Here is a 22,668-nt window from a genome sequence, read left to right on the forward strand (position 1 = left end):
CAGGGAAAGTGATTGGAGATGCAAGTGACGAAGCAGAATAACGACAGTGAAAACGCCTCGATATTAAATAATATACATGATAAGGAAATGGCCACCAGCCTGAACCCCGATGAAAGAAAAGACGCGGTTGCCATTATCGGTATAGGCGGATTCTTTCCTGGCGCCGACTCTCTCGAAGAGTTTTGCGCCAAACTGGATAAGCAAGCGTCTCTGTTTTCACCGGTGCCCGACAATCACTTTCCCGGGCCGGAAATGCAGGGCAGATACGGTGCGTTTTTGCATGACATATCCGGATTCGATCCTGACGTATTCAATATCGGCCCAATGGAAGCCGAATACATGGATCCAAGAACGCGTTTGCTCTTGATGTCCACGTGGCATACGTTGGAGGATGCCTGTTATTTGCCGCAACAGCTGCGTGAGGCCAAAGTCGATGTTTATATCGCTTCGGAAGGCGCCGCTTATACGCCGTTTCTCGCCAAGGCTGAGCTGACGAGCTATTCCATCTTGGGAATGATGTCCTGGTCTTTACCGAATTACCTCTCGCACGCTTTTCGTTTTAACGGCAAAAGCCTGTATATCGATACGGCCTGTTCCGGCGCCAGCGTGGCGTTGCACCAGGCGAAGGAAGCGCTGCTGCGCGGAGAGACGGATTATGCGCTGGTCGGCGCCGCCAATCTGTTATTCGGCGATGCACTGGCCGGATCGTATTTGGGGCAGGAGTCACTGGGCATTCTCGGGGGAGAGGCGACCTGTTCTCCGTTTCAGGCCGACGCCAAGGGCTTTCTGCCGGCGGAAGCGACGGTCACCGTGTTGCTTAAGCGGTTATCCCAGGCGATTGACGATCGGGATAACATTCATGGGGTGATCCTGGGCTCCGCCGTCAACCATACCGGGGGCTATGGCAGCCTGACGATGCCTTCGGCCGAATCACAGGCGGAGGTCATGGTCAGTGCCTATCGTCAAGCCGGCATCGATGCGGATACCGTGGGTTATATCGAAGCGCATGGCGCTTCATCGCTGCTGGCTGATGCCGAAGAAATCAAAGCGTTCAAACGTGCGGATGCGCAATTGGCAACGCGTCAGGCGCCCGCGACGGGGACGCCGTGCAAAATCAGTACGCTCAAACCGAATATGGGCCATGCCAACTCGGCCTCCGGGATGGTGTCGCTGATCCGCGTGTTGCATGCGTTTAAAATGCAGAAAAAACCGGGGATCAAGGATTTCACCGCCTGCAGTGACAATATCAAGCTCGCCGGTTCGCGTTTTTATCTCAACGACGCGACAGAAGCGTGGGCACCGCTTTTGGATGCGCATGGCCACGAGATTGCTCGCCGGGCAGCAATTAATAACTTCGGCGCAGGCGGGGTTAACGCCCATTTGCTGCTGGAGGCATTCACTCCCGCCGCCGTCAGCGTTGACGATGCGTCGGCACCGGGCGCGGGATACTTTCTGGCATTGTCGACGATGCATGAATGGCAGTGGATCGACTATGCGGAATCTCTCTTGGCCTTTCTGCAGCGCTCCCCGGACATCACGCCTGGCGCACTGGAGTATTTTTATCTGACAGCGCGCAACAAGTTTGAGCAGCGGGTGGTCTTTCGTTATACCAGCTTGGGCCAGTTACAGGAAAAACTGACCCAGTTCATTGCCGCCAAAGGGCAGAAAGCTTACTACCTGAAAAGTGGAACGCGTGATGAGAATAACGCGCTCGACATGTTTAACCGCCATCAACGCCTGTCAACGTTGCTGACAACGCTGGAGTGGGAAAACGACAAGCGTTTTCTGATCGATCTGTGGGTTCAAGGGGTCGATTTTCCGCTGGTTCAGGCCCTCGGCGTGCCGGCGTTTCACAAGTTGTCGCTGCCTCGTTATCCGTTTAACCGCGAGCATTACTGGAGTGCGGCGGTGTCAGCGTCAAAGCCGCAGGGCGATCATACTCATCGCGACCTGCATCCGTTGGTGCAGCAGAATACGTCGGATTTTTATACGCAGCGTTACAGCAGTTTCTTTACCGGGCAGGAGTTTTTTCTGGCCGACCATCTTGTTAAAGGCCAGAAAGTGTTGCCTGGGGTCGCCTACCTGGAATTGGCGCGGGCGGCGCTGGCCGATGCTTTAGGCCAACCGACGGCGATCCGGCTGGAGAACATCAGCTGGATACGGCCAATGCGCGTGCAGGAACCGGGGTTGAAGGTTGCCGTTGAACTGTACCCCGAAGGCGAGGCGCGCTTTGGCTTCGAGATATACAGCGCCGGTGCATCCGCAGAGGAAGGCGATAGGGTAACGCATTGTCGGGGGCAAGCCAGAATAATGCCCGACGCGGCGTTGGCACCGCCCCCCGCGATCGACATCCCCGCGCTGCAGCAGCAGTGTGACGTCAGGCATCTGGACAGCCAGGCATGTTATGCCGCTTACAGCGCGATGGATATCCTCCACGGGCCGGCTTATCAGGGCGTGGTCGCGATTGATGAAGGCGAGGCGCAGGCCATTGCCCGCATCGAATTGCCGGCCTGCGTGGCCCAAAGTCACAGCCAACTCTTTTTACACCCCAGCCTGATGGATTCGGCATTACAAATGGCTGCCGGTCTGCTGGTGGATGCTGAGCATCCTGAGTTTGCGTTGCCGTTTGCCCTGGAGAGTTTGGAGATATTCCCGCGGCCAGGGGCAAACGCGCTGCCGGTACGCCTGTGGGTCTGGGCCCGGTTTAAAGCCGGCGCCACGAGAACCGACAAAGTCAAAAAAATGGATTATGACTTATGCGATGAGACCGGCCAGGTTTGGGTACGACTGTGCGGTTTTTCTTCCCGGGCGGTGGACAGTGCGCCGATCGGCGTCAGTTCGGCGGTACCCGCCGACACCGCGCTGCCCGAGGTGCCGCATTCCGCCACGCCGGCCGCCACGCAGAACGCGGAGAACAAGGGATTGCAGGACAGGCTGCTCCCTCTGATGCAACAATCGCTGGCCAGGCTGCGAAAGCTGGAGCCGGGGCGAATCGATCCCAAGGTGGAACTGTCTCGGTTTGGCCTGGACTCCATTCAGCTCACGGAATTTACCAACCTGTTGAATCGCCAGTACTCACTGACGCTGACGCCCACGGTATTTTTTGAATATTCCACCCTGGGAGAGTTTGTCGGCTACCTGGCACAGACCCACCCGAACGCCTTCTCAACGTTGCTCGGCGAGCATAAACCAACCTCACAACCCGCCGCACAGGCTGAGCGGGAAAACGGGGATACCTCTCACGAGGCGTCCCCCCAGAGCGCGGCAGCCCGCACTCAGCGCACGGTGACCCGGCACGAGACGGCGCGGCTTGCGGTGGCCGGCCCACCAACCGCGCCGGTAAACGAGCCGATAGCCATTGTCGGCATGACGGGCCGTTTCCCGATGGCCCAGGATCTGGATGCCTTTTGGGACAATCTGGTGAACGGCAAGGATTGTATTCGGGAGATCCCGGAGCAGCGCTGGGACTGGCGCGCGTTGTATGGCGATCCGGTGCGCGAGGTAAACAAATGCCAAGTGAAATGGGGCGGGTTCATTGATGGCATCGATGAATTTGATCCCCTGTTTTTCGGCATTTCGCCGAAAGAAGCCGAGTTGATGGATCCTCAGCAACGATTGCTGATGACGTACATCTGGAGCGTCATTGAAGACGCGGGCTACAGCGCCGGTGAACTCTCCGGCACCGACACCGGCATTTTCGTAGGAACCGGCATGAGCGGGTACGGCAGCCTTATCTCGGAGGCCAGGCTCCCCATCGAAGGGTATTCGATGACCGGGATTGTTCCCTCCGTCGGGCCGAATCGGATGAGCTTCTTCCTGAATGTTCACGGCCCCAGCGAACCGGTGGAAACGGCGTGCTCTTCCTCTCTGATCGCCATTCACCGCGCCGTTCAGGCCATCGACGCCGGCGAATGTGAACAGGCGATTGTTGGCGGCGTGAATACGCTGGTGACCCCTGACGGCTATATCAGCTTCAGCAAGGCCGGCATGCTGTGCCAGGACGGGCGCTGTAAAACGTTTTCCAGCACGGCTAACGGTTATGTGCGGGGGGAAGGCGTCGGCATGCTTTTCCTGCGCAAACTCAGCGACGCGGAAGCGGCGGGCGATCATATCTATGGCTTGATTCGCTCCAGCGCTGAAAATCACGGTGGCCGGGCCAATTCATTAACGGCCCCCAATCCGAAAGCGCAAACGGCTTTGTTGAAGCGAGCTTACGCCAAGGCCGGGATCGATCCGCGCAGCGTCGGATACATCGAGGCTCACGGGACAGGAACGCCATTGGGCGATCCGATAGAGATCGACGGGCTGAAAACCGCGTTTCAAGATTTATATCGCAAGACGCCGGCGACGACCGAACTGGGCGACAAGCCTCAGCACTGCGGTTTGGGCTCGATAAAGACCAATATCGGCCATTTGGAAATGGCGGCCGGCATTGCCGGGGTGATCAAAGTGTTATTGCAGCTGCAACACAAGACGCTGGTGAAAAGCTTGCATGCCGAACAGCTCAATCCTTATATCCAACTGGATAACTCACCTTTCTATGTCGTGCGGGAGAACCAGCCCTGGCTTGCCCCGCGCGATCCGCAGGGCCACGCGCTGCCTCGCCGGGCCGGCGTCAGCTCATTCGGCTTTGGCGGCGCCAACGCGCATATCGTGCTGGAGGAATACACCGGTGGACGAGCGGTGCCGGCGGAAGACCGGCGCCAAGACCCTGCGGAACCCGTTATGGTCATCCTGTCGGCAAAGAATGCCGAGCGCCTGACGGCGGCGGCGCAGAATCTGCTAACCCGGATTACGGCTGAAAATAAAGCGCGACCGCCGCTGGATGCACTCGCCTATACCCTGCAGGTCGGGCGGGAGGCGATGGATCACCGGTTGGGGATCCTTACCGCGTCCCTCGATGAATTGGCCGAAAAACTCAGCCAGTTTCTGGCGGGGGAAGAGGTTATCGACGGCCTTTATCGCGGTAATGTCCGGCAGAATAAAGAGATGCTGGCTATGTTCGTCGCAGATGAAGACCTGACGGCCACTCTCGACCTTTGGTTCCAGAAGCGTAAATACGCCAAGGTCCTGGCGCTATGGGTAAAAGGAATGGTGATCGACTGGTATCGGTTATACCCGCAGCAGCGGCCGCAGCGGCTCAGTTTACCGACTTATCCGTTCGCCACCGATCAATATTGGATCAAAGGTGCCCGCCACGCGGCGTTGAGCGCACCGACAGATCAAACGCCAGGCGGGGTGCCCAGTGAGCTCGCGTCGAGCGCGGCGCAAATGCAGCCCGATCCCGGTGATGACTTCAGCCATGTCGTGCTCTGGGAAGCGGATGACGCTTCCCAGCAGGCGCTTACCGTTATGCCTGGCACGGGGGCGGTTCTGATCGTCGGGGGCGCACAGGAAACGGAACTGGAAAGCGCGCTGGTCGCCAGGCTGGCCGGCCAAACCCCGCGTCTGCTGCGTTTCTCCCTGCGCTCTGCGGCCAATCAGCCAATCGGCCCCGATCGCTGGGCATGTGACATTCGGGATGAAAAAGCCCTCGGCCAGTGCCTGGATGGCGCCGGCGGCATCCAGCGCGTCTTTTTCATCGCTGACAGCGCCATTGACCCGCAACGGGGCGATGCGGAAGCGATCACGGCCAGCCTGGAACAAAACGAGTTGCAACTGCTGCGCTTGGTGAAATCGCTGCAGCAGCGGCTGGCGAAAGAGACCGAGGTGGATCTTACCGTGCTGACGCAGGACAACCACGCCTGGTCGCCCGATGAGATCCGCTACCACGGCGCCGGAATAAGCGGCCTGGCTTATGCCATCGCCCAGGGCGATCACCGTTTCCGGGTCAGGAATTTGGATATTTCCTCGCGCGACCTGCAGTCGCCCGAGCGGCGCGAAAAATTGCTGTGGCAGATCATCAACGAAGCGGCCAGCGAACGGGGCGAGCAAATTCGCTTGTCTTCCGGGCGGCGCTACCGCCAGACCTTCTTCCGTCTGGATCCGCAAAGTTACGGCGACGAAAACGCCATCAAGCATGGCGGCGTTTATCTGATCCTGGGAGGCAGCGGCACGGTGGGCGGCGTCATCACCCGCCAGCTGTTGCAACAATACCAGGCGAAAGTGATTTGGCTGGGGCGCCAATCTGAAAGCAGCCCGGCGGTGCAAAGCCGCTTGGATGCGTTGGCCAGCGTGGGCGAACGGCCGGATTATTTCCAGGCCGATGCGACCGACTTGGCCTCCCTGGAGGCGGCCCTGGCGCAAATCAAGCGCCGCTATCCCCGCATCGACGGGGCGGTATTCGCCGGCCTGGTTTTTGACGCCGAGAATACCGTCAGCCAGACAACCGAAGAGGCTTTCTGGCAAATACTGCAGGTCAAGGCGTCAGGCAGCCTTAATTTCTACCGGGCGCTCCGCCATGAATCACTGGATTTCCTGGCCTATTTTTCTTCCTGCCAGGCCTTCTCGTTCTCTGGCGCCGCGACGCTGTCGGCGTATGCCGCCGGGATTACTTTCTCCGACACGCTGGTGCGCAGCCTGCAGGCGCAGGCCGATTTCCCCGTGGGAATTATCAACTGGGGATTCTGGCAAGCCTCCCTGGCCGGTTTGCCGGCCAGCCAGAGTATTTTCGCCCTGAGCGATGCGGACGGCTTCGCCTGTTTTGAACGTTTCGTCACGCTGCTACAGCAGCGACGCCAAGGGCAGTTTGTGTGCCTGAATGCCTCCGCGCCTGTCCAGCAACTGATGAATCTGCATCCGCATGAGTCCGTGCTGGTCAGCCATCAACGCCACCCTTCATCCGATACCGTTAACCAGGGGCTGATCAATGCCTAAGATCTCTGACAATCAATGGGATAAAGAGACCGACTTGCTGTTGCAGTCCCATCATCCTCACGCCATCAACGCCTGGCTGACTCAACTGCTGTATCTCCAGCTCGATCGGCTTGGCGCTTTCTCAGCGCCTGCCCATCACGATGATTTTACGGAGCATACCGACCATTGGGGGCTTGACCCGCAGTTTCGGCCCTGGTGGCGCGAATCGGTCGGGCTGCTGCTGGAAGCCGGACTGATAGCCTGGCGGGACGGCGCGCTGATTTGTCATGGGCCGGGCGCGGAGCAAGCGCAGGCGGTATGGCAGGCCTGGGATGAGTTTCGCGATGGCCATCGGCATGACCCTGCACGCATGACGCAAATGAATCTTGTCGATGCCTGTTTGCGCCATCTGCCGCAGATCCTGACCGGAGAACTGCCGGCGACGGAAGTGTTGTTCCCCGATGCGTCGATGGAAAAAGTTGAAGGCATTTATAAAGATAATCCGGTTTCAGATCTGTTCAACCGGGTGCTGACGAAAACCGTCAGCGACTATGTGAGCGACGTGCTGCGGGGCGATCGCCAGGCGCAATTGAGTCTGGTTGAGATCGGCGCCGGCACCGGCGGCACGACGGCCATGGTTCTGCCGGCGTTGATGGCGCATCAAGACAATATTCAAAAATACCTGTATACGGATCTTTCCCAGGCCTTTTTGATGCATGCCAGGCGCAGCTATGGGCCCACTTGCCCGTTTCTTGACTATGCGCTGTGGGACATTGAGCAGCCTTTGGCGACGCAGCCGATTCTCCCGGCTTCCTTTGATGTGGCGATCGCAACAAACGTGCTCCATGCCACCAGGGATATTCGGAGCACGCTGCGCCATTGCAAAGCCGCCTTGCGCAACGGCGGTATGGTAGTGATCAATGAGCTGAGCGATAAGTCCGTTTTCACGCATTTGACGTTCGGGCTGCTCAAAGGCTGGTGGTTGCATCAGGATAGCGCATTGCGCATAGCGGGCAGCCCGGCAATAGCGCCTGACACCTGGCGAGAGATACTGGAAGAAGAGGGGTTTCACTCGGTTGAGTTTCCGGCGCAAAAAGCACATGCGCTGGGGCAAACCATTATTGTCGCCCTCAGCAACGGCGTTATCCGGCAGCAAACCCACCGGCCGAAGAAAAACAAGCAGCATGACAAGCAACCGGTGACGCCGCGTCCCCTTGCACGCGCGTCGGCACCGGCCGCCGACACCAACCTCACGGAAGAGCGCCTTACCGCCCATATCAGCGACGCGATCGCGTCGGCGCTGGCGCAAGCGGTCAGCCTTGCGCCTGAGCAAATCGATGTGCAAACCGCCTTTGCCGAATACGGTATCGACTCTATTTTGACCGTTAATTTCACCAATAAAATTAACGAATTAATGGGCGTTCACCTGAACCCGGCGGCGCTTTACGATTACCAAACCGTTACCGCGCTGACTGGCCATATCCACCGCACCGCCAGAGATGCGGTGCTTTCCTCGCTGGCCATCGCCGCCGCGCCCGATGGTGGCGATGCGTCGGGCGCTCGGACGGAGCCGCACGCTGCAGACAGGCGCAAATATATTACGGACAGTGTGATTGACGGATTGGCTAAGACGGTCAACCTGCGGCCAGAACGCATCGATGAGCAGACGGCATTGGCAGATTTCGGCATTGACTCAATTCTCAGCGTTAATTTTATCAATCAGATCAATCAATCACTGGGGATCACGTTAAACCCGGCGGTGCTCTATGACTATACGACGATCGAAGCGTTAAGCGCGCATATCGGCCGGGCTTACCCCGAGCTGAGCATGACGTCGGAACCGCAGCCGGATTCCACCCCAAACCGGCAGCGGGATCCGGCACCGGTGGCCACATCGTCAAAAGCGAACGCTTCCGGGCCACGGCACGCCGATCCGGATGCGATCGCGGTGATCGGCATGGCGGGGCAGTTCCCCGGCGCCGGCGATATCCACGATTTCTGGCAGAACCTTGCGGCAGATAACACCGGAATTGAAGCGTTGCCTCGTCATTATTTGGATCCGGCGAGATATTCCGCCGATACGGATAAAGAAATGGCGGTTCGTGACGGGAAAACGTATTGCCAGTGGGGCGGTATCGTTAAAGACCGGGACTGTTTCGATGCCACGTTCTTCCGCATCTCCGAGCAGGATGCCTTGTCGATGAGCCCTCATCAGCGTCTGGTGCTGCAAGAAAGCTGGAAGGCGCTGGAGGATGCCGGTTATAACCCCAAAGCGCTGGCCGGGACCGAGGCGGGCGTGTTCATTGGCGCAGAACCCGCCAATTACCGCCACGGCTCGTTTGTTGGCTCGTCCGAGGCGATTATCGCGTCACGCGTCTCTTATTTTTTAGATATGAAGGGCCCGGCGCTGGTGGTCAATACCGGCTGTTCATCGTCAGCCGTGGCGATACATCTGGCGTGCGAAAGCCTGCGCCGCCGTGAAACGACGCTCGCATTGGCCGGAGGCGTCTTTGCAGCGCTGGATGCCGACGCGCTGGCGAGCCTGTCCGGCATTGGGTTGCTGTCCCGCAACGCGACATGCCCCGTGTTTGATCGGGCAGCCGACGGCATGCTGCTCGCGGAAGGGATTGGCATGGTCGTGCTGAAAAATCTGGATCAGGCCATCGCGGACGGCGACCCCATCCACGCCGTCATCCGCGCCTCAGGCATCAATCAGGATGGCGCCAGCAATGGCATCACGGCGCCGAGTGGCGCCGCACAGCAACAATTGTTGGAACAGGTCTATCGGAAGTACCGCATCAACCCTGAGGACATAAGCTACTTTGAAGCGCACGCCACCGGCGGCAAGTTAGGGGATACCATTGAGGTCAATGCGCTGGCGCGTACTTTTAAAGCGCTGACCGCCAAACCGCGTTTCTGCGCACTGGGCAGCGTGAAATCGCATATCGGCCATACTTCCGCTGCGTCAGGCGTGATTGGCCTGATCAAGATCGTGCTGTCGATGCGCCATCGCCAACTGCCGGGTTTGAGAGATTATCAACAGATCAATCCGCTGTTCGAATTGCAGGACTCCGCATTTTACATTCAGAGTGCGTCTTCATCGTGGGATCGCCGCGGCGATACCCCGCGGTTGGCGGCCCTGAATTCTTTCGGCCACAGTGGTACCAACGCCCATCTGGTCATCGAAGAGTATGTCGCGAAGCCAGCGGCGACCGAACCGGCGCTCGCCGGTTGGATGATGCCCTTGTCGGCCAAAACGACGGACAGTCTGTACGCGCAGGCGGAGACGCTGATCGCCTATCTGGAAACGCTGGCGCGGCAGGGCGACGCTAGCGAAGACGATGCCCGTGCCTTGATGCAATCAATGGCGTACACATTGCAAGTCGGGCGCGAAGCGATGTCGGAACGCTTCTTTATAATCGCGCGGGATCTTCATGACTGCCTGCAGCAGCTGCAGGCATTTTGTCAACGGCAAACGGCGGCAGGCCAGGCCACGCCCGCCGCCAGAAAACAGCCGCGGTTAACCGCAGAGACCTACCAATACCGCCGTTTACACCAGCTTTCCCAGGCAGAACTGGAGGATGTCGGCTACGCCTGGCAGCAGGGGCGCCTCGTCGACTGGCAAAGTTTCTATTCGGCGGCGCCCAACCGAGTTCATTTGCCGGGCTATCGCTTTGCGAAAACGGTTTTCCGCGCGTCGGATGCCGGGGCCACCGAGCAGGTCGCCATTGAAGATGGCCGTTACGCCATCGGGAAAGCGGATCTATTCCCGGCGGGGCATCCCTGGAGCCGGCCTTTTGATCGCCAACATCCCGTTTTGCGTCATCACAAGGCATTTGGCCAATCGCTGATGCCCGGCCTGGCGTATATCGATCTGCTGTTCCAGTTTTTCCAGCGTCAGGGCATGGATTATCGGCAGTTGGAAATGCGCAACCTGGTCATCCATCACCCGTTGACCATTGCCGACGACTACGCGGTGGAGGCGCATATCCATTGTCAAAAACATGAGCACGGGTACTGGCAGCTCAGCGTAGAAGGCAGCGAGATATCCGATGGGCGGCGAACGGAGCCGAAAGTCTACATGAGTGCAGAAATGCACCCGGTGCAGGCCGCGCCGTTCAATGAAACGCTTGACTTTATCCAGTTGAAACAACGCACCAACGGGCAGTTGGGGCTACGGGAAGCCTACGAAACGTTTGGCGGGGCCGATATTCGCCACAGCGGGCCGATGGTCGGCGACGGCGTGATTTATCACCTGCCTTCGGCTAATTTGATCGACATCGCCGTACCTGACGAACCGTTGCCCGGCGCCGAAGGCTATTTGTTCCACCCGGTGTTGATCGACGGCAGCGCCATCGGTTCCGGGAGTCTGTTCCTGGAACAGAACGAACGGCAGGACATCTTCTTGCCGCTTTATTACGAGTCCTTCCGGGCGACGGCGCCGTTATCGGCACACTGCATTACCCGGATCGGCCGCGAATCGCTGAAACAAACGCCGCAGCTCTCGTATCTGACGATGGAATTCTTTACGCCCGGCGGCGAAAAGATTGGCGAGCTGAAAAACTTCACCTGCAAGCGTGTGCGTGACGCCGCAGCCATCCATGCATCGCGTCCCCACGCCCCGGCTGAGTCTGCCGTTACGCCTGCTAACCCCATTGAGCCTATGAAAAATGAAACCCTGTCTGTGACCCCATCCGTCATATCCGAACAGAGCGATTCGGCATTGGAACGCGCCGAGCAGAGCGTGAAGAAGATCCTTGCGGATACATTGGCGAAAAACATCGAAGAGATTGATACCGATATTGGTTATTACGAGTTGGGCCTGGATTCCGCCGGGCTGCTGCACATGGTGCGATTGCTGGAACAGTCGCTCAAGGTGAAACTGAACCCGACCGTGCTGTTTGAATATGCCAACGTCGGCGCACTTGCCGCGTATTTGGTCAAACACTATCCGATGTCTTTCGCCTCTGCGGACAGGGCTCCCTCCTTGGCGCCGGACACCGCTGTCGCCTCGCACGCCGGCGAGACGGATGCCGCCTCGATCCGCCCTGCAGCGCCTGAGTTGCGGAAAACAGCGGCCGGTGGTGATGAAGATATCGCGGTGATCGGGATTGCGGGGCGATACCCCGGCGCGAAAGATATGGCGGAGTTTTGGGCTAATCTCAAAGCCGGCAAGGATTCCGTAACGGAGATCCCCGCGGAAAGATGGCGCAACGGGATATTGGAAGGCATCGTATCCCCCTCGGGCCGCCCGATTTCCCGATGGGGAGGATTTATCGACGATGTGGACTGTTTCGACTCCCAGTTCTTCCGCGTGTCCCCGAGAGAAGCACAGTGGCTCAACCCTCAAGAGCGGCTCTTCCTGGAGACGTGCTGGACGGCGATCGAGGATGCGGGGTACACGCCGGAAACGCTTGTGCCCGAGCAGGGCCCCAATAAGCGGCGCGACGTCGGCGTTTTTGTGGGCGTCATGCATAACGACTACGCCCTGATCGCGGCGGAAATCGTCAATCGCGGGCAGGTCATGCCGCTGTCGATGAACCATGCGCCAATCGCTAACCGGGTCTCTTATTTTTGCGGTTTTCACGGCCCTTCTTTTGCCATCGATACCGTGTGTTCCTCTTCGCTGACGGCGCTGCATCTGGCGCTGGAAAGCTTGCATCGGGGGGAAAGCAAGGTCGCGATAGCCGGCGGGGTAAATCTGTCTTTGCATCCTTATAAGTACATGACCTATGGGCTGGCGGACATGTATGCCACCGACGGGCGTTGCCGGACTTTTGGCGACGGGGGGAACGGTTTCGTCTCCGGTGAAGGGGTGGGCGCGGTGCTGCTTAAACCGCTTTCTCAAGCGCTGGCAGACGGGGACCATATCTATGGGCTGATCAAAGGCAGCGCCATCAACCACGTTGGGCAAGTCAGCGGCATTACCGTCCCCAGCCCGGTGTCGCAGGCCGACTTGATGCTGCGCTGCTATGAAAAAACCGGCATCGATCCGCGCACCATCAGCTATATCGAAGCGCACGGCACCGGGACGGCGCTGGGCGATCCCATCGAAATCCAGGGGTTGGTCAAGGCCTTCCGGCAACATACCCCGGATAAGCAGTTTTGCGCGATCGGCTCCGTGAAATCCAACATTGGCCATGCGGAATCGGCGGCGGGCATCAGTGGGTTAAGCAAAGTGCTCCTGCAGCTGCATCATAAGACGCTGGTGCCTTCACTGTTGCATTCAGAGCAGGTAAACCCGTATCTGGAACTGGAGCATTCGCCGTTCTATATTCAACGCGAAGCGCAGGCCTGGGAACAGCCCACGGTGGCGCGCAACGGCGATGCGATCGCCGCGCCCCGGCGCGCCGGGATCAGTTCATTTGGCGCCACCGGTTCAAATGCGCACCTGATCGCCGAAGAGTTTCTGCCGCCGGCCCGCCGCAGAATGGAACAACATCAGCCGCTGATCGTGCCCCTATCCGCAAAAAATGAAGACAGACTGCGGGTGATGGCGGGAAACCTGGCGCAATTTTTGGCGCAGCACCCGAATCTGGACGGCCTGCCGCCTGAGGATTTGGCCTTCACGCTGCAGGTGGGGCGGCGTTCTTTGGAAGAGCGCGCGGTGTTTGTCGTGCAGGATCTCAGCGAGTTAATGCAGAAACTGACGGCATTCGCCCACGAGGCCACGCTGCCTGAGGGATGCTGGCGGGGCAGCGCGGGCGGCAAAGACGGTGGCCGCAGTGGCGGCTTTATAACGGCAGATGACAGCGCCGCTTTGCTTCAGCGTTGGATAGCGCAAGGCGCCATGCACAAGATCGCCCGTTTCTGGGTGGACGGTTTTCTGGTGGACTGGCGTCAGCTATACCCGCACGCCACACCTTGTCGCGTTAGCCTGCCAGGCTATCCGTTTGCCAGAGAGAAACATTGGCTGCCCGCGCCGGACGATCTGGGCCGGATCGCGCATGGGACATCCACGCCTCCGTCGGCGCCGATTTCGGCTCCCGTCGATGCGGAAGAGCCCGAGACGCTGATGCTGTTTACCGAGGCGTGGCATAAGATGCCGGCGCCGCCCGCCTCCCGAGCGCCCCGTGAATTTAACACCCTGATCTGCTTCTTGTCGCAGCCGGAGAATCAGCGTTTGCTGCAGCTGCAAATGCGGGCGTTGGCGCCGCAAAGCGAAATTGTGTTTGTTTCCCGGCACCCGGAACACCGCGGAGAACGTGTTTTCCCGCTGCCGCCGGCGGACACCGAAACGGCACAGGCGGAACACTATCACCGCTGCTTCACCCAGCTGAAAGCCGCGCGGATCCTCCCGCAACACAGTGCGATCTTGTATCTCTGGCCGTTGGAAGAGCCTGGTCATCTATCTGATTACGCCGCGCTGCATCAGCTCCTGTCTGCAATGGTGAAGAACGACATGGCGCCGCAGCGTCTCTTGTTGGCCGGGGTAAGCCATCATTCGCTGGAACGGGCTTACCTGGAATCATGGGTTGGCATCGAGCGCTCCCTGACCGCCGCCTTGCCGGGCACTCAATGCGCCATTGCCGCCAGCTGCGTGGCGAATTCAGCCGAATCCGTCGTGACAGAGCCTTATGTCTCACAGCTGTATCAGCAGGTTACGGCACACGATTTTAACAGCGTCTGCTATGACGAGGGAGAGCGGCATGTCCTGCAGGTTCAACCAAGCCACGCGGCCCTGACAGCGCGGGAGGAGACGGGGATCAAGCAGGGGGGAACCTACCTGATCACCGGCGGATTCGGCGGGCTGGGTTTGATTTTCGCCCGATATCTGGCGCAGCGTTATTCAGCCAGACTGATTCTGACCGGCCGTACCGCCATGAATGCCGAGCGCAAAGCGCGGGTTGACGAGCTGGTTCAGCTGGGGGGACAGGTGCACTACATCCAGGCGGATGTGTGCGATGTCAGCGCCATGCGCTTTCATCTGGCGCAGGCAAAGCGCACGATGGGCGAGATCCTTGGCGTGATTCACGCCGCCGGCCTTGAAGCCGGCGAACCTGTCTTTGCCAAGTCTCGCCAGGCTTTCGAAGCGATTCTCCGGCCGAAGGTGGACGGAGCGCAAATATTAGACGCATTGCTAACGCCGGAGCCGTTGGACTTTGTCTGCTATTTCTCTTCCAGCGCCGCATTCCTGGGCGATTTCGGCTCTTGCGATTACGCGATGGGAAACCGTTTCCTGATGAGCTACGGCAAACATCGCATGGAGCAGGTGAAACAGGGGCATCTTCGCGGTAAGACCTTGATTATCAACTGGCCTTTCTGGGAAGAAGGGCGCATGGGCGCTCACGATCGGGAAAGCGCCGGTTTTTATCTCAGCGCGACCGGGCAACGGGCGCTGAACAGTGCGGAAGGGTTGCAGCTCTTCGAACAGCTTTTGCAGCAAGGTGAAGGTCAATATCTGGTGCTTGCCGGAAAACCAGCGCGCGCCGCCCAGCTGCTGGGGCTGGTGAAACATGCGGTGGCCGATTCGGGCGCAGCTCATCAGGTGAGCCACCCGCAGCGCGCCGCTGAAGTTTCAACGGCTGCCGAACGCGCTCCGAAACAACCGGCACTCCCCGTTGGAGAAACGGCAGATCTGCGCGCTGAGGTCAGCAACAGACTGAAAACGTTGATCAACCGCTTGCTAGGTACCCCGTTGGAACGCATCGGATTAGACAGCGGTTTTGCTGATTTCGGTTTTGATTCGATCACGCTGGCGTCGTTTTCCCGTGAATTGAGTCAGCACTTTAATCTCGACATCACGCCGACGGTGCTCTTCGGTCATTCCTCCGTAAAACGGTTGACGGAATACTTCTGTCGTGAACACGCCCCGGCGCTGCATGCCATGCTGTCAGCGCCAATGGCGGCACAAACCGCTACCGCCGCCGTCTCAGCGGCGCACACCACGCCTGCGCCGTCATCCACTTTCGCCACGGCCAACGCGGAGGCTGCGGCAACGCCGACCGGCACCGCCGAAGAACCGATCGCCATCATCGGGATGAGCGGGCGCTTTCCGCAGGCGGATAACATCGATGAGTTCTGGGATAAGTTGATTCGGGGGGAGAGTTGCATCGGCGAGATGTCTGAACCGCGTTGGGACTGGCGCTCCGTCACCGGCAACGGGGAGCAGGAAGGGCAGCCGCTTCCGCAATGGGGCGCATTCATGAAGGACATCATGCGCTTCGATGCCGCTTTCTTCGATATTGCGCCGAAAGAGGCGATGGAGATGGATCCCAGACAGCGGATCTTCCTGCAGGAGGCCTGGCGCACGTTTGAAGATGCGGGTTACATGGGACAGCGCATCCGCGACATGGCCTGCGGTGTGTATGTGGGGGCGGAAGAAAGCGACTATGGCGCACTGGTTGGTGAACAGGGGTCGATCAATGGCAACCAGAACGCCACGCTGGCGGCGCGGATCTCTTATGCGCTGGATCTGAAAGGGCCGAACATGGCCCTGACCGCGGCCTGCGCGTCGGGGTTGGTCGCCATTCATCAGGCCTGCCTGGCGTTGCGCCAGGGGGATTGCGAAATGGCGTTGGCCGGGGGGATCAACCTGCTGATGACACCGTGGGTGTATCAGAGCATGCACCGGAGCGGGATGTTGTCGCCGGACGGCAATGCCAGCGTGTTTGATCAACGCGCCAACGGGTTGGTGCCGGGAGAAGCGGTCGCGGTGGTATTGCTCAAGCCGTTGTCAAAAGCCAAGGCCGATGGCGATCGCATCTATGGGTGCATTAAAGCCAGCGGCGTAAACTACGACGGGAAAACCAATGGCATTACGGCGCCGAATCCGCTACGTCAGGCTGAATTGCTGAAAAATGTCTATGACCGCTATCAGATTGACCCCCGCGAGATTCAATATGTCATTTCCCACAGCACCGGTTCGCAGTTGGGAGACCCGATTGAGGTGCAGGCGCTGGCTGATGCCTTCGCCGGCGGGAAAGACGATCCCCGGCGCTGCGTTTTAGGCTCGATTAAACCGCTTATCGGCCATACGTTTGCCGCCTCCGGCATCGTCAGCCTCATCGCCATGCTTAAAGCGATGGCGCATCAGACGATGCCGGCGACCCATCGCTTTGAAACATGCAACCGCTACATCAATCTGGAGCGGACGCCCTTTACGATTGAACGCCAGAACCAACCCTGGTTGCGCCGGGACATGCAGCCCAGAATGGGGGCCATCAGCGCAACGGGGATCAGCGGCACCAATGCGCATGCGGTCATTGAAGAATACAGTGCGGAAGACCCCGAATCCTCGCTGACAACAAAAACGCCGGTGGCGACGGGGGACGGCGCCGCTCCGCACGCCGCGATCGTGCCGATCTCAGCAAAAACCACCGAAGCGCTGCATGCTTATGTTCAGTCCTGCGCGCAATATCTCCAATGCCATCCGGCTACCCGGCTTGATCGGCTGGCCTACAGTCTGCAAACCGGGCGAGATGCGATGGCGAAACGCGTAGCCTTCGTCGCATCTGATATCACGGAACTGCGCGAGCAGTTGGCGTCGTTCATGGCCGGCGTCATGTCCTCGGGCATTTACTCTGCCGACGCACAAGGTGGTGACAATGTCACAAATTTGACGGCGTTAGCCAGCGCATGGAGCCGCGGCGCCGACATCGATTGGTTTGAGTTATACCGGGAAACCGTGCCGCCGCAACGCATTGGGGCACCGGTTTATCCTTTCCAGGGCAAGCGCTACTGGGCCACGCTCCCGCCTACGGCACCGCCCAGCCCGGCCCGCGAGCCGGCGGTTGCCGTATTGCCGGCCGGCAATGCAGCGATAAACCACAGTGAAGTCGCGTCGCTTGACGCCACCACCCGTCAGGTTCGCTCGTTACTGATAAGCGCGCTGTATTTTGAAGAGAATGAGGTTGAAAATCATCAGCCGTTTACCGAGCTGGGGCTCAATTCAATCAATGCGGTGGGCTTTATTGAGGCGATTAACCGGTCATTAGCTGCCGGGCTCACGATTAATGCCATCTTTGATCATCCCAGCATCGACGCCTTGTCTTTGCATCTACACGCCTCAGCGCACCGCCAGGGGGATAGCGTCACTCCGCCGGCAACGAAGGCCCCGGTTGAAGCCCCGCAACTGACGGCGATGAACGACCGCACCGCGCCAATGGAAAAACACTGGCTGAAACACTATCCGGAATGCATGCCGCTCAGCCGGCAATTGCGGGCTCGGCGCAACGACGGCGATGAAAGCGAACCCGAGCGATCCCGCTTCTGGATCCACCCGCTGACGGGATCAACCGGCTTATATCTGAAGGTGGCTGAAAACCTGGGGGACGAATACGCCCTATGGGGAATTCATTCGCGCGGCTTTCTGACTCGGCATCAACCGTTGCAAAGCATTGAAAGCATGGCGCGTTACTATATCGACATTCTCCAGGCCGGCAACGCCACCGGGCCTTATGAGCTTGCGGGCTATTCGATGGGCGGCATTATCGCCTATGAAATGGCCCGCCAGCTGCAACTGGCGGGATTCCGGGTGACGAGCCTGATCCTGCTGGAACCGCCGTTCCCGCAGCCGGAGAACCTGCGTCACTCGTCCCCCTTTGATTATCGCGACGCGTTGCTGATGAGCGCGAATTTCTTCTTGCACTATAGTGTGAAGGACATTTTGGCCTCAGGGCAGGTTGAGTTTGAAACGCTCGCCTGCACGGAGCAGGAGCTGATGGGCATTGACGCCGATAACGCGCTGGCGTGGCTGGCTGAAAGATGCCTCAAAAAAGGGGTCGCGCAGCCGTTATCGGTGGTGCAGGAAAAAATCGAGAATATGGCCCAGATCCTTAAACATAACCGCGAAGCCATGGCGGCCTATTCGGTAAAAGCGTTACCGAATGCCCATGAGATCGACTTGCACTACATGACCGTGGAGCCATCGTGTCACGATAGTCGATCGGATAAGTCTGCCTTAGCGGCAAACAATCGCCATGTTCTGGGGGAAGCGTTAACCCATGATGAGAGCCATTGCCAGCGATGGTTAGACTATTTGCCCGGCGCACAGGTATTCCGCACCCGGGCCAAAGACCATTTTCACCTGTTATCTGAACGCGAAAGCGTCGCCATGATTTCCGAGCGCTGCCGGGCGATTTATCAGAGCGCGTCAGCCGGCAAAAAAACCGCGCCCCATGTGGGAGACGCCGCGGCCAGGCCAAGCCAGGCGGAGCGGGAGCGCATTGCGATCATCGGGATGTCCGGGCAATTCCCCGGCGCCGGGAATGCGGATGAGCTCTGGCAACTGCTTGAGCGGGGCCACTCCTCGTTTACGCCGCCGCCGGATAATCGCGACTGGCCAGCCGGCCAATATCAAGGCTACGGCGCTTTTCTCTCGGAGATAAAATCCTTCGACCCGCTGTTTTTCAATATGTCGCCGCAAGAAGCCTCGATGCTGGATCCTTGCGAACGTCTGTTTCTACAGGAAAGCTGGAAGGCGATTGAGGATGCGGGCATCGCGCCTGACACGCTCTCCGGCAAGCGCTGGGGGGTCTTCTGCGGCAGCGGGGGCGATTATACGCTGCGCTTTGCGGCCGGAGAGCATTTCGCGCCGAATATCACGCTGTCCCAGATCCCGGGGCGCGTCTCTTACAGCTTGGATCTGCACGGGCCTTGCCTCTGTGTAGAGGCGGGGTGTGCGTCCTCTCTGCTGTCTATCGCTCAGGCTTGCGACCATTTAACGCGGGGGCAATGTGACGTCGCCATTGCCGGCGGGGCGCAGATTTACTCCACGCCGAATATGTTGATCAGCGCTTCTCGCTTCGGGCTTTTATCACCGGCAGATCGCGGTTGCGCCTTTTCGACGCGCGCCGCCGGCATGGTGCCAGGCGAATCGGTGGGGGTGGTGATTTTGAAACCCTTAGCATTGGCCTTAGCGGAGGGGGACAGAATTTATGGCGTGATCGAAGCCTGGGGCAGCAATCACAACGGCAAAACCCATGGGATTATGGCGCCGAGCGCAGGCGCTCAGGAGGCGCTGCTGACGGAAACCTATCAACGGTTTGATATCCGCCCCGAGAGCATTACGCTGGTGGAAGCCCATGCGGCAGGGATGCCTGCCGCAGATGCGGCGGAGCTCGCAGCCCTGACAAACGTCTTTGGCGATCGCGAGCGAGGGCGCCAATCCTGCGCGTTGGGCAGCGTTGAGAACAACATTGGCCATGCTTTCCACAGTTCGGGGATGAATCACCTGTTCAAGGTGCTGCTGGCCATCAAACACCGGACGATCCCCGGAACGCCGAATACCGACGATCGGGGGGCATTGCCCGCGCTGGAAGACGGCCCGTTCTATATCAATGCGGAAACGGTTCCCTGGCAGCCGCCGGCAGGCGTAGCGCGGCGAGCCGCCATCAGCTCATTCGGCGCGACGGGAATCAACGTTCATCTTGTGGTCGCCGAACCCGCCGCGCGTGAGCGGGCGGCGGATGCCCCTGATTCGGCGCGTCGCAGGCCGGTGTGTATCGCGCTGTCGGGAAAAAATGAAAGGGCTTTGCAGCAACGTTGCCGCGAGTTGCACGATTTCATCCAGGCCCGGCCAGAATTGGATCTGCAGCAACTGGCGGCTAACTTACTGTTGCGCCGCACGCATTTCGCTTATCGGTGCGCCTGTGTGGTGGCGGACATTGAAGAGTTACGCCATTTTCTGGCACAGGCGATCGCGGGCGCGACGTTGACCCCGGCGGATAAAGGCTACCGGGGGAAGGTGGATGCAAACCGCCCACGCGGGGCTGGGGAGGCGGTTGCCGGCGTGCAGCAAGCCATCCGGGATCGGAACGACAGCGGGAATTGGTTGCAGCTAGCCCGGCTCTATGTCGAGGGCGTAGATTTCTTTACTGAGGATTTCCACCCCGAGGCGCGTATCGCGCAGGCATTCTCTGCGGCCGAGACGTTCCCGCTATCGCTGCCGACATATCCGTTTGACCTGCGCCCGTGCTGGGCCGGGGAAGCGCTCGCCCAAGCATCGGCAACCCTCACGCCCGTGCAGGCAACCCCGCCGTCGGCCTCTAAGCCGGTAGTGCACCGGCTGCTCGGCATCCTGGCGGAACTGGCCGGTCTTTCTCATGCTGAAATTGATCCGGACGAGCCGATCGCACACTACGGTATCGATTCACTGCTGGGGCTGCGTTTGCTAAACCGGATCAACTCCGCGTTTGTCACGGCGTTTGACGCCGACCTGTTGACCCGAGGCTCGCTGAGGGCGATTGCCGAAGAAATTGCCCGCCGCTCACCCAACGCCGATCAGGATGCGGCGCCGGCGCATCGTCCGGCCTCTATTCAATCGGTCTCATGGCCGATACGGCGGACGGCTGCACTGACTGCCGATGAAACGGCGTTGGCTCGTACTGAGTTAAGCCGGTTATTGCAGCAGGGCGTTGGCGTGTGGAAAGGCGCGACAGCGCTTCACGCCGAATTTAACCGCCATGCCCGATGCGCCCAGCGTGCACTGGAACGAACGAATCAACCGGATATGTTAGGGTCGTACCTGGAAGACGGGGTGCGTTACTATCCGACCAGCCACATCCAGACGTTTGTTCTGCATGAAACCGAGGTAAGAAAACGCGCTACCTTTAATATCGGCCAGGGTTTTTGGCTGGATACGCCCATCGAACTGTCGCTGTTGAATCGGGCGTTGAACGACATGGTGAGCCGCCACGCGATCTTGCGAACCGGCGCCGAGCTTTTCGGGCAACAGTGGGCGCAAGTCGTTCATGAGGCGTTGACGCTGGAATGCCGGGAAGTTTGTTGGCCGCATATCATTGACCGGTCAGCGTTCGAACAGACATTCGCGCGTTTCCAACAGTCGGTGAACAACGAACTGTTCCACGCCGATCGGATGCCGATGTTCGATCTGTATGTGGCTCATAACGGCGCGGATCTGGGGGCGGTTTACTTTGTTACGCATCACTTCCATGCCGATGGTTTCACCCTGTTCATGCTTCTGCAGGAGCTTTATCTCCGCTATGCCGCGCTGCTCAACGGCACCGAGTTTGCCGGTGTAATACCCACGGCTGAGTATGCGCATTTCGCCTTGAGCCAGTTCGGCGAACACCGGGATAGCGCCACCGAATATTGGCTGAACACACTGCATGACAAACGAACGTCATTTAAGCTGCGCGACAAACGCGTCGCGCGTGGAAGCCAACATCACAAAGCCGGAAACGCCGAAAAAGCGGGGGTGTACCCTCTGTCAATCTCGGATGAGATGCTTGGCCGGCTGCAAGCGGCGAATCGTCGCGACAATACCACGCTTACGCAGCTCGCGACCTGTGCCTTGGCGATGCTGGCGTATCGCATCACAGGCGTCAATATGCCGATCCAGATGGCGTATAACCTCAGGGACCGATATGAATTCGAGCCGGTATACGGCGATTTCTCATCTTCGGTTCCCCTGGTGTTGACGCTTAAACCTCACTTCACCCTGCGGCAAGTGTGGCGCGTTTATGAAGACGCGTTGCTGCAGGTGCAGAAATATAAGCACTTTGATTTTGTTGCTTTGCATCAACAGCTGGCCCCGGCAGGGGGTCAACTCCACGAACACACTCTACTGGGCAGCCTGTCGGTTGACAGCAATGACCGGGACAGCTTCGTTGACGTAACGGCTTTCGCCGAGAAATTGCTGCCGATGTCACTGGACGAAAGGGAGCCCGCGGCGCCCTTGCTCATGGGGTTGCTGAAGACGCGCGGTGAGCTGAGCCTGCCGTTCATCTACGACCGCAGTTATTTCTCGGCGGACCTGATTCGAGTGCTGGCCGAGCACGTAGGCTGCTTATTGGCGCTGATGGTAGAGCAGCCGGAGTTGAAAGTTGAAGACATTCCCATTCCCGACATGCTGATTGATCGTTTGTCGCCCGAGGAGGTGGCGACCGTGGAGGTTTAGCGTCAAAACGA

At 59.1% G+C, this 22,668-nt stretch carries 2 protein-coding genes; both read left to right on the top strand.

The window, feature by feature from the left end; translation table 11 throughout:
* Nucleotides 1-87: 87 nt before the first annotated feature.
* A complete protein-coding gene (locus tag BHU62_RS02380) occupies nt 88-6,816 on the top strand; it encodes an SDR family NAD(P)-dependent oxidoreductase (RefSeq protein WP_236720587.1) in 6,729 nt (2,242 codons plus the stop codon).
* A complete protein-coding gene (locus BHU62_RS02385; protein ID WP_073528976.1) occupies nt 6,809-22,657 on the top strand; it encodes an SDR family NAD(P)-dependent oxidoreductase in 15,849 nt (5,282 codons plus the stop codon). The genes BHU62_RS02380 and BHU62_RS02385 overlap by 8 nt, the downstream gene beginning before the upstream one ends.
* The last annotated feature ends 11 nt before the right edge of the window (nt 22,658-22,668 follow it).

The sequence above is a fragment of the Serratia marcescens genome (assembly GCF_001902635.1).
In the GTDB taxonomy this organism is placed as follows: domain Bacteria; phylum Pseudomonadota; class Gammaproteobacteria; order Enterobacterales; family Enterobacteriaceae; genus Serratia; species Serratia marcescens_F.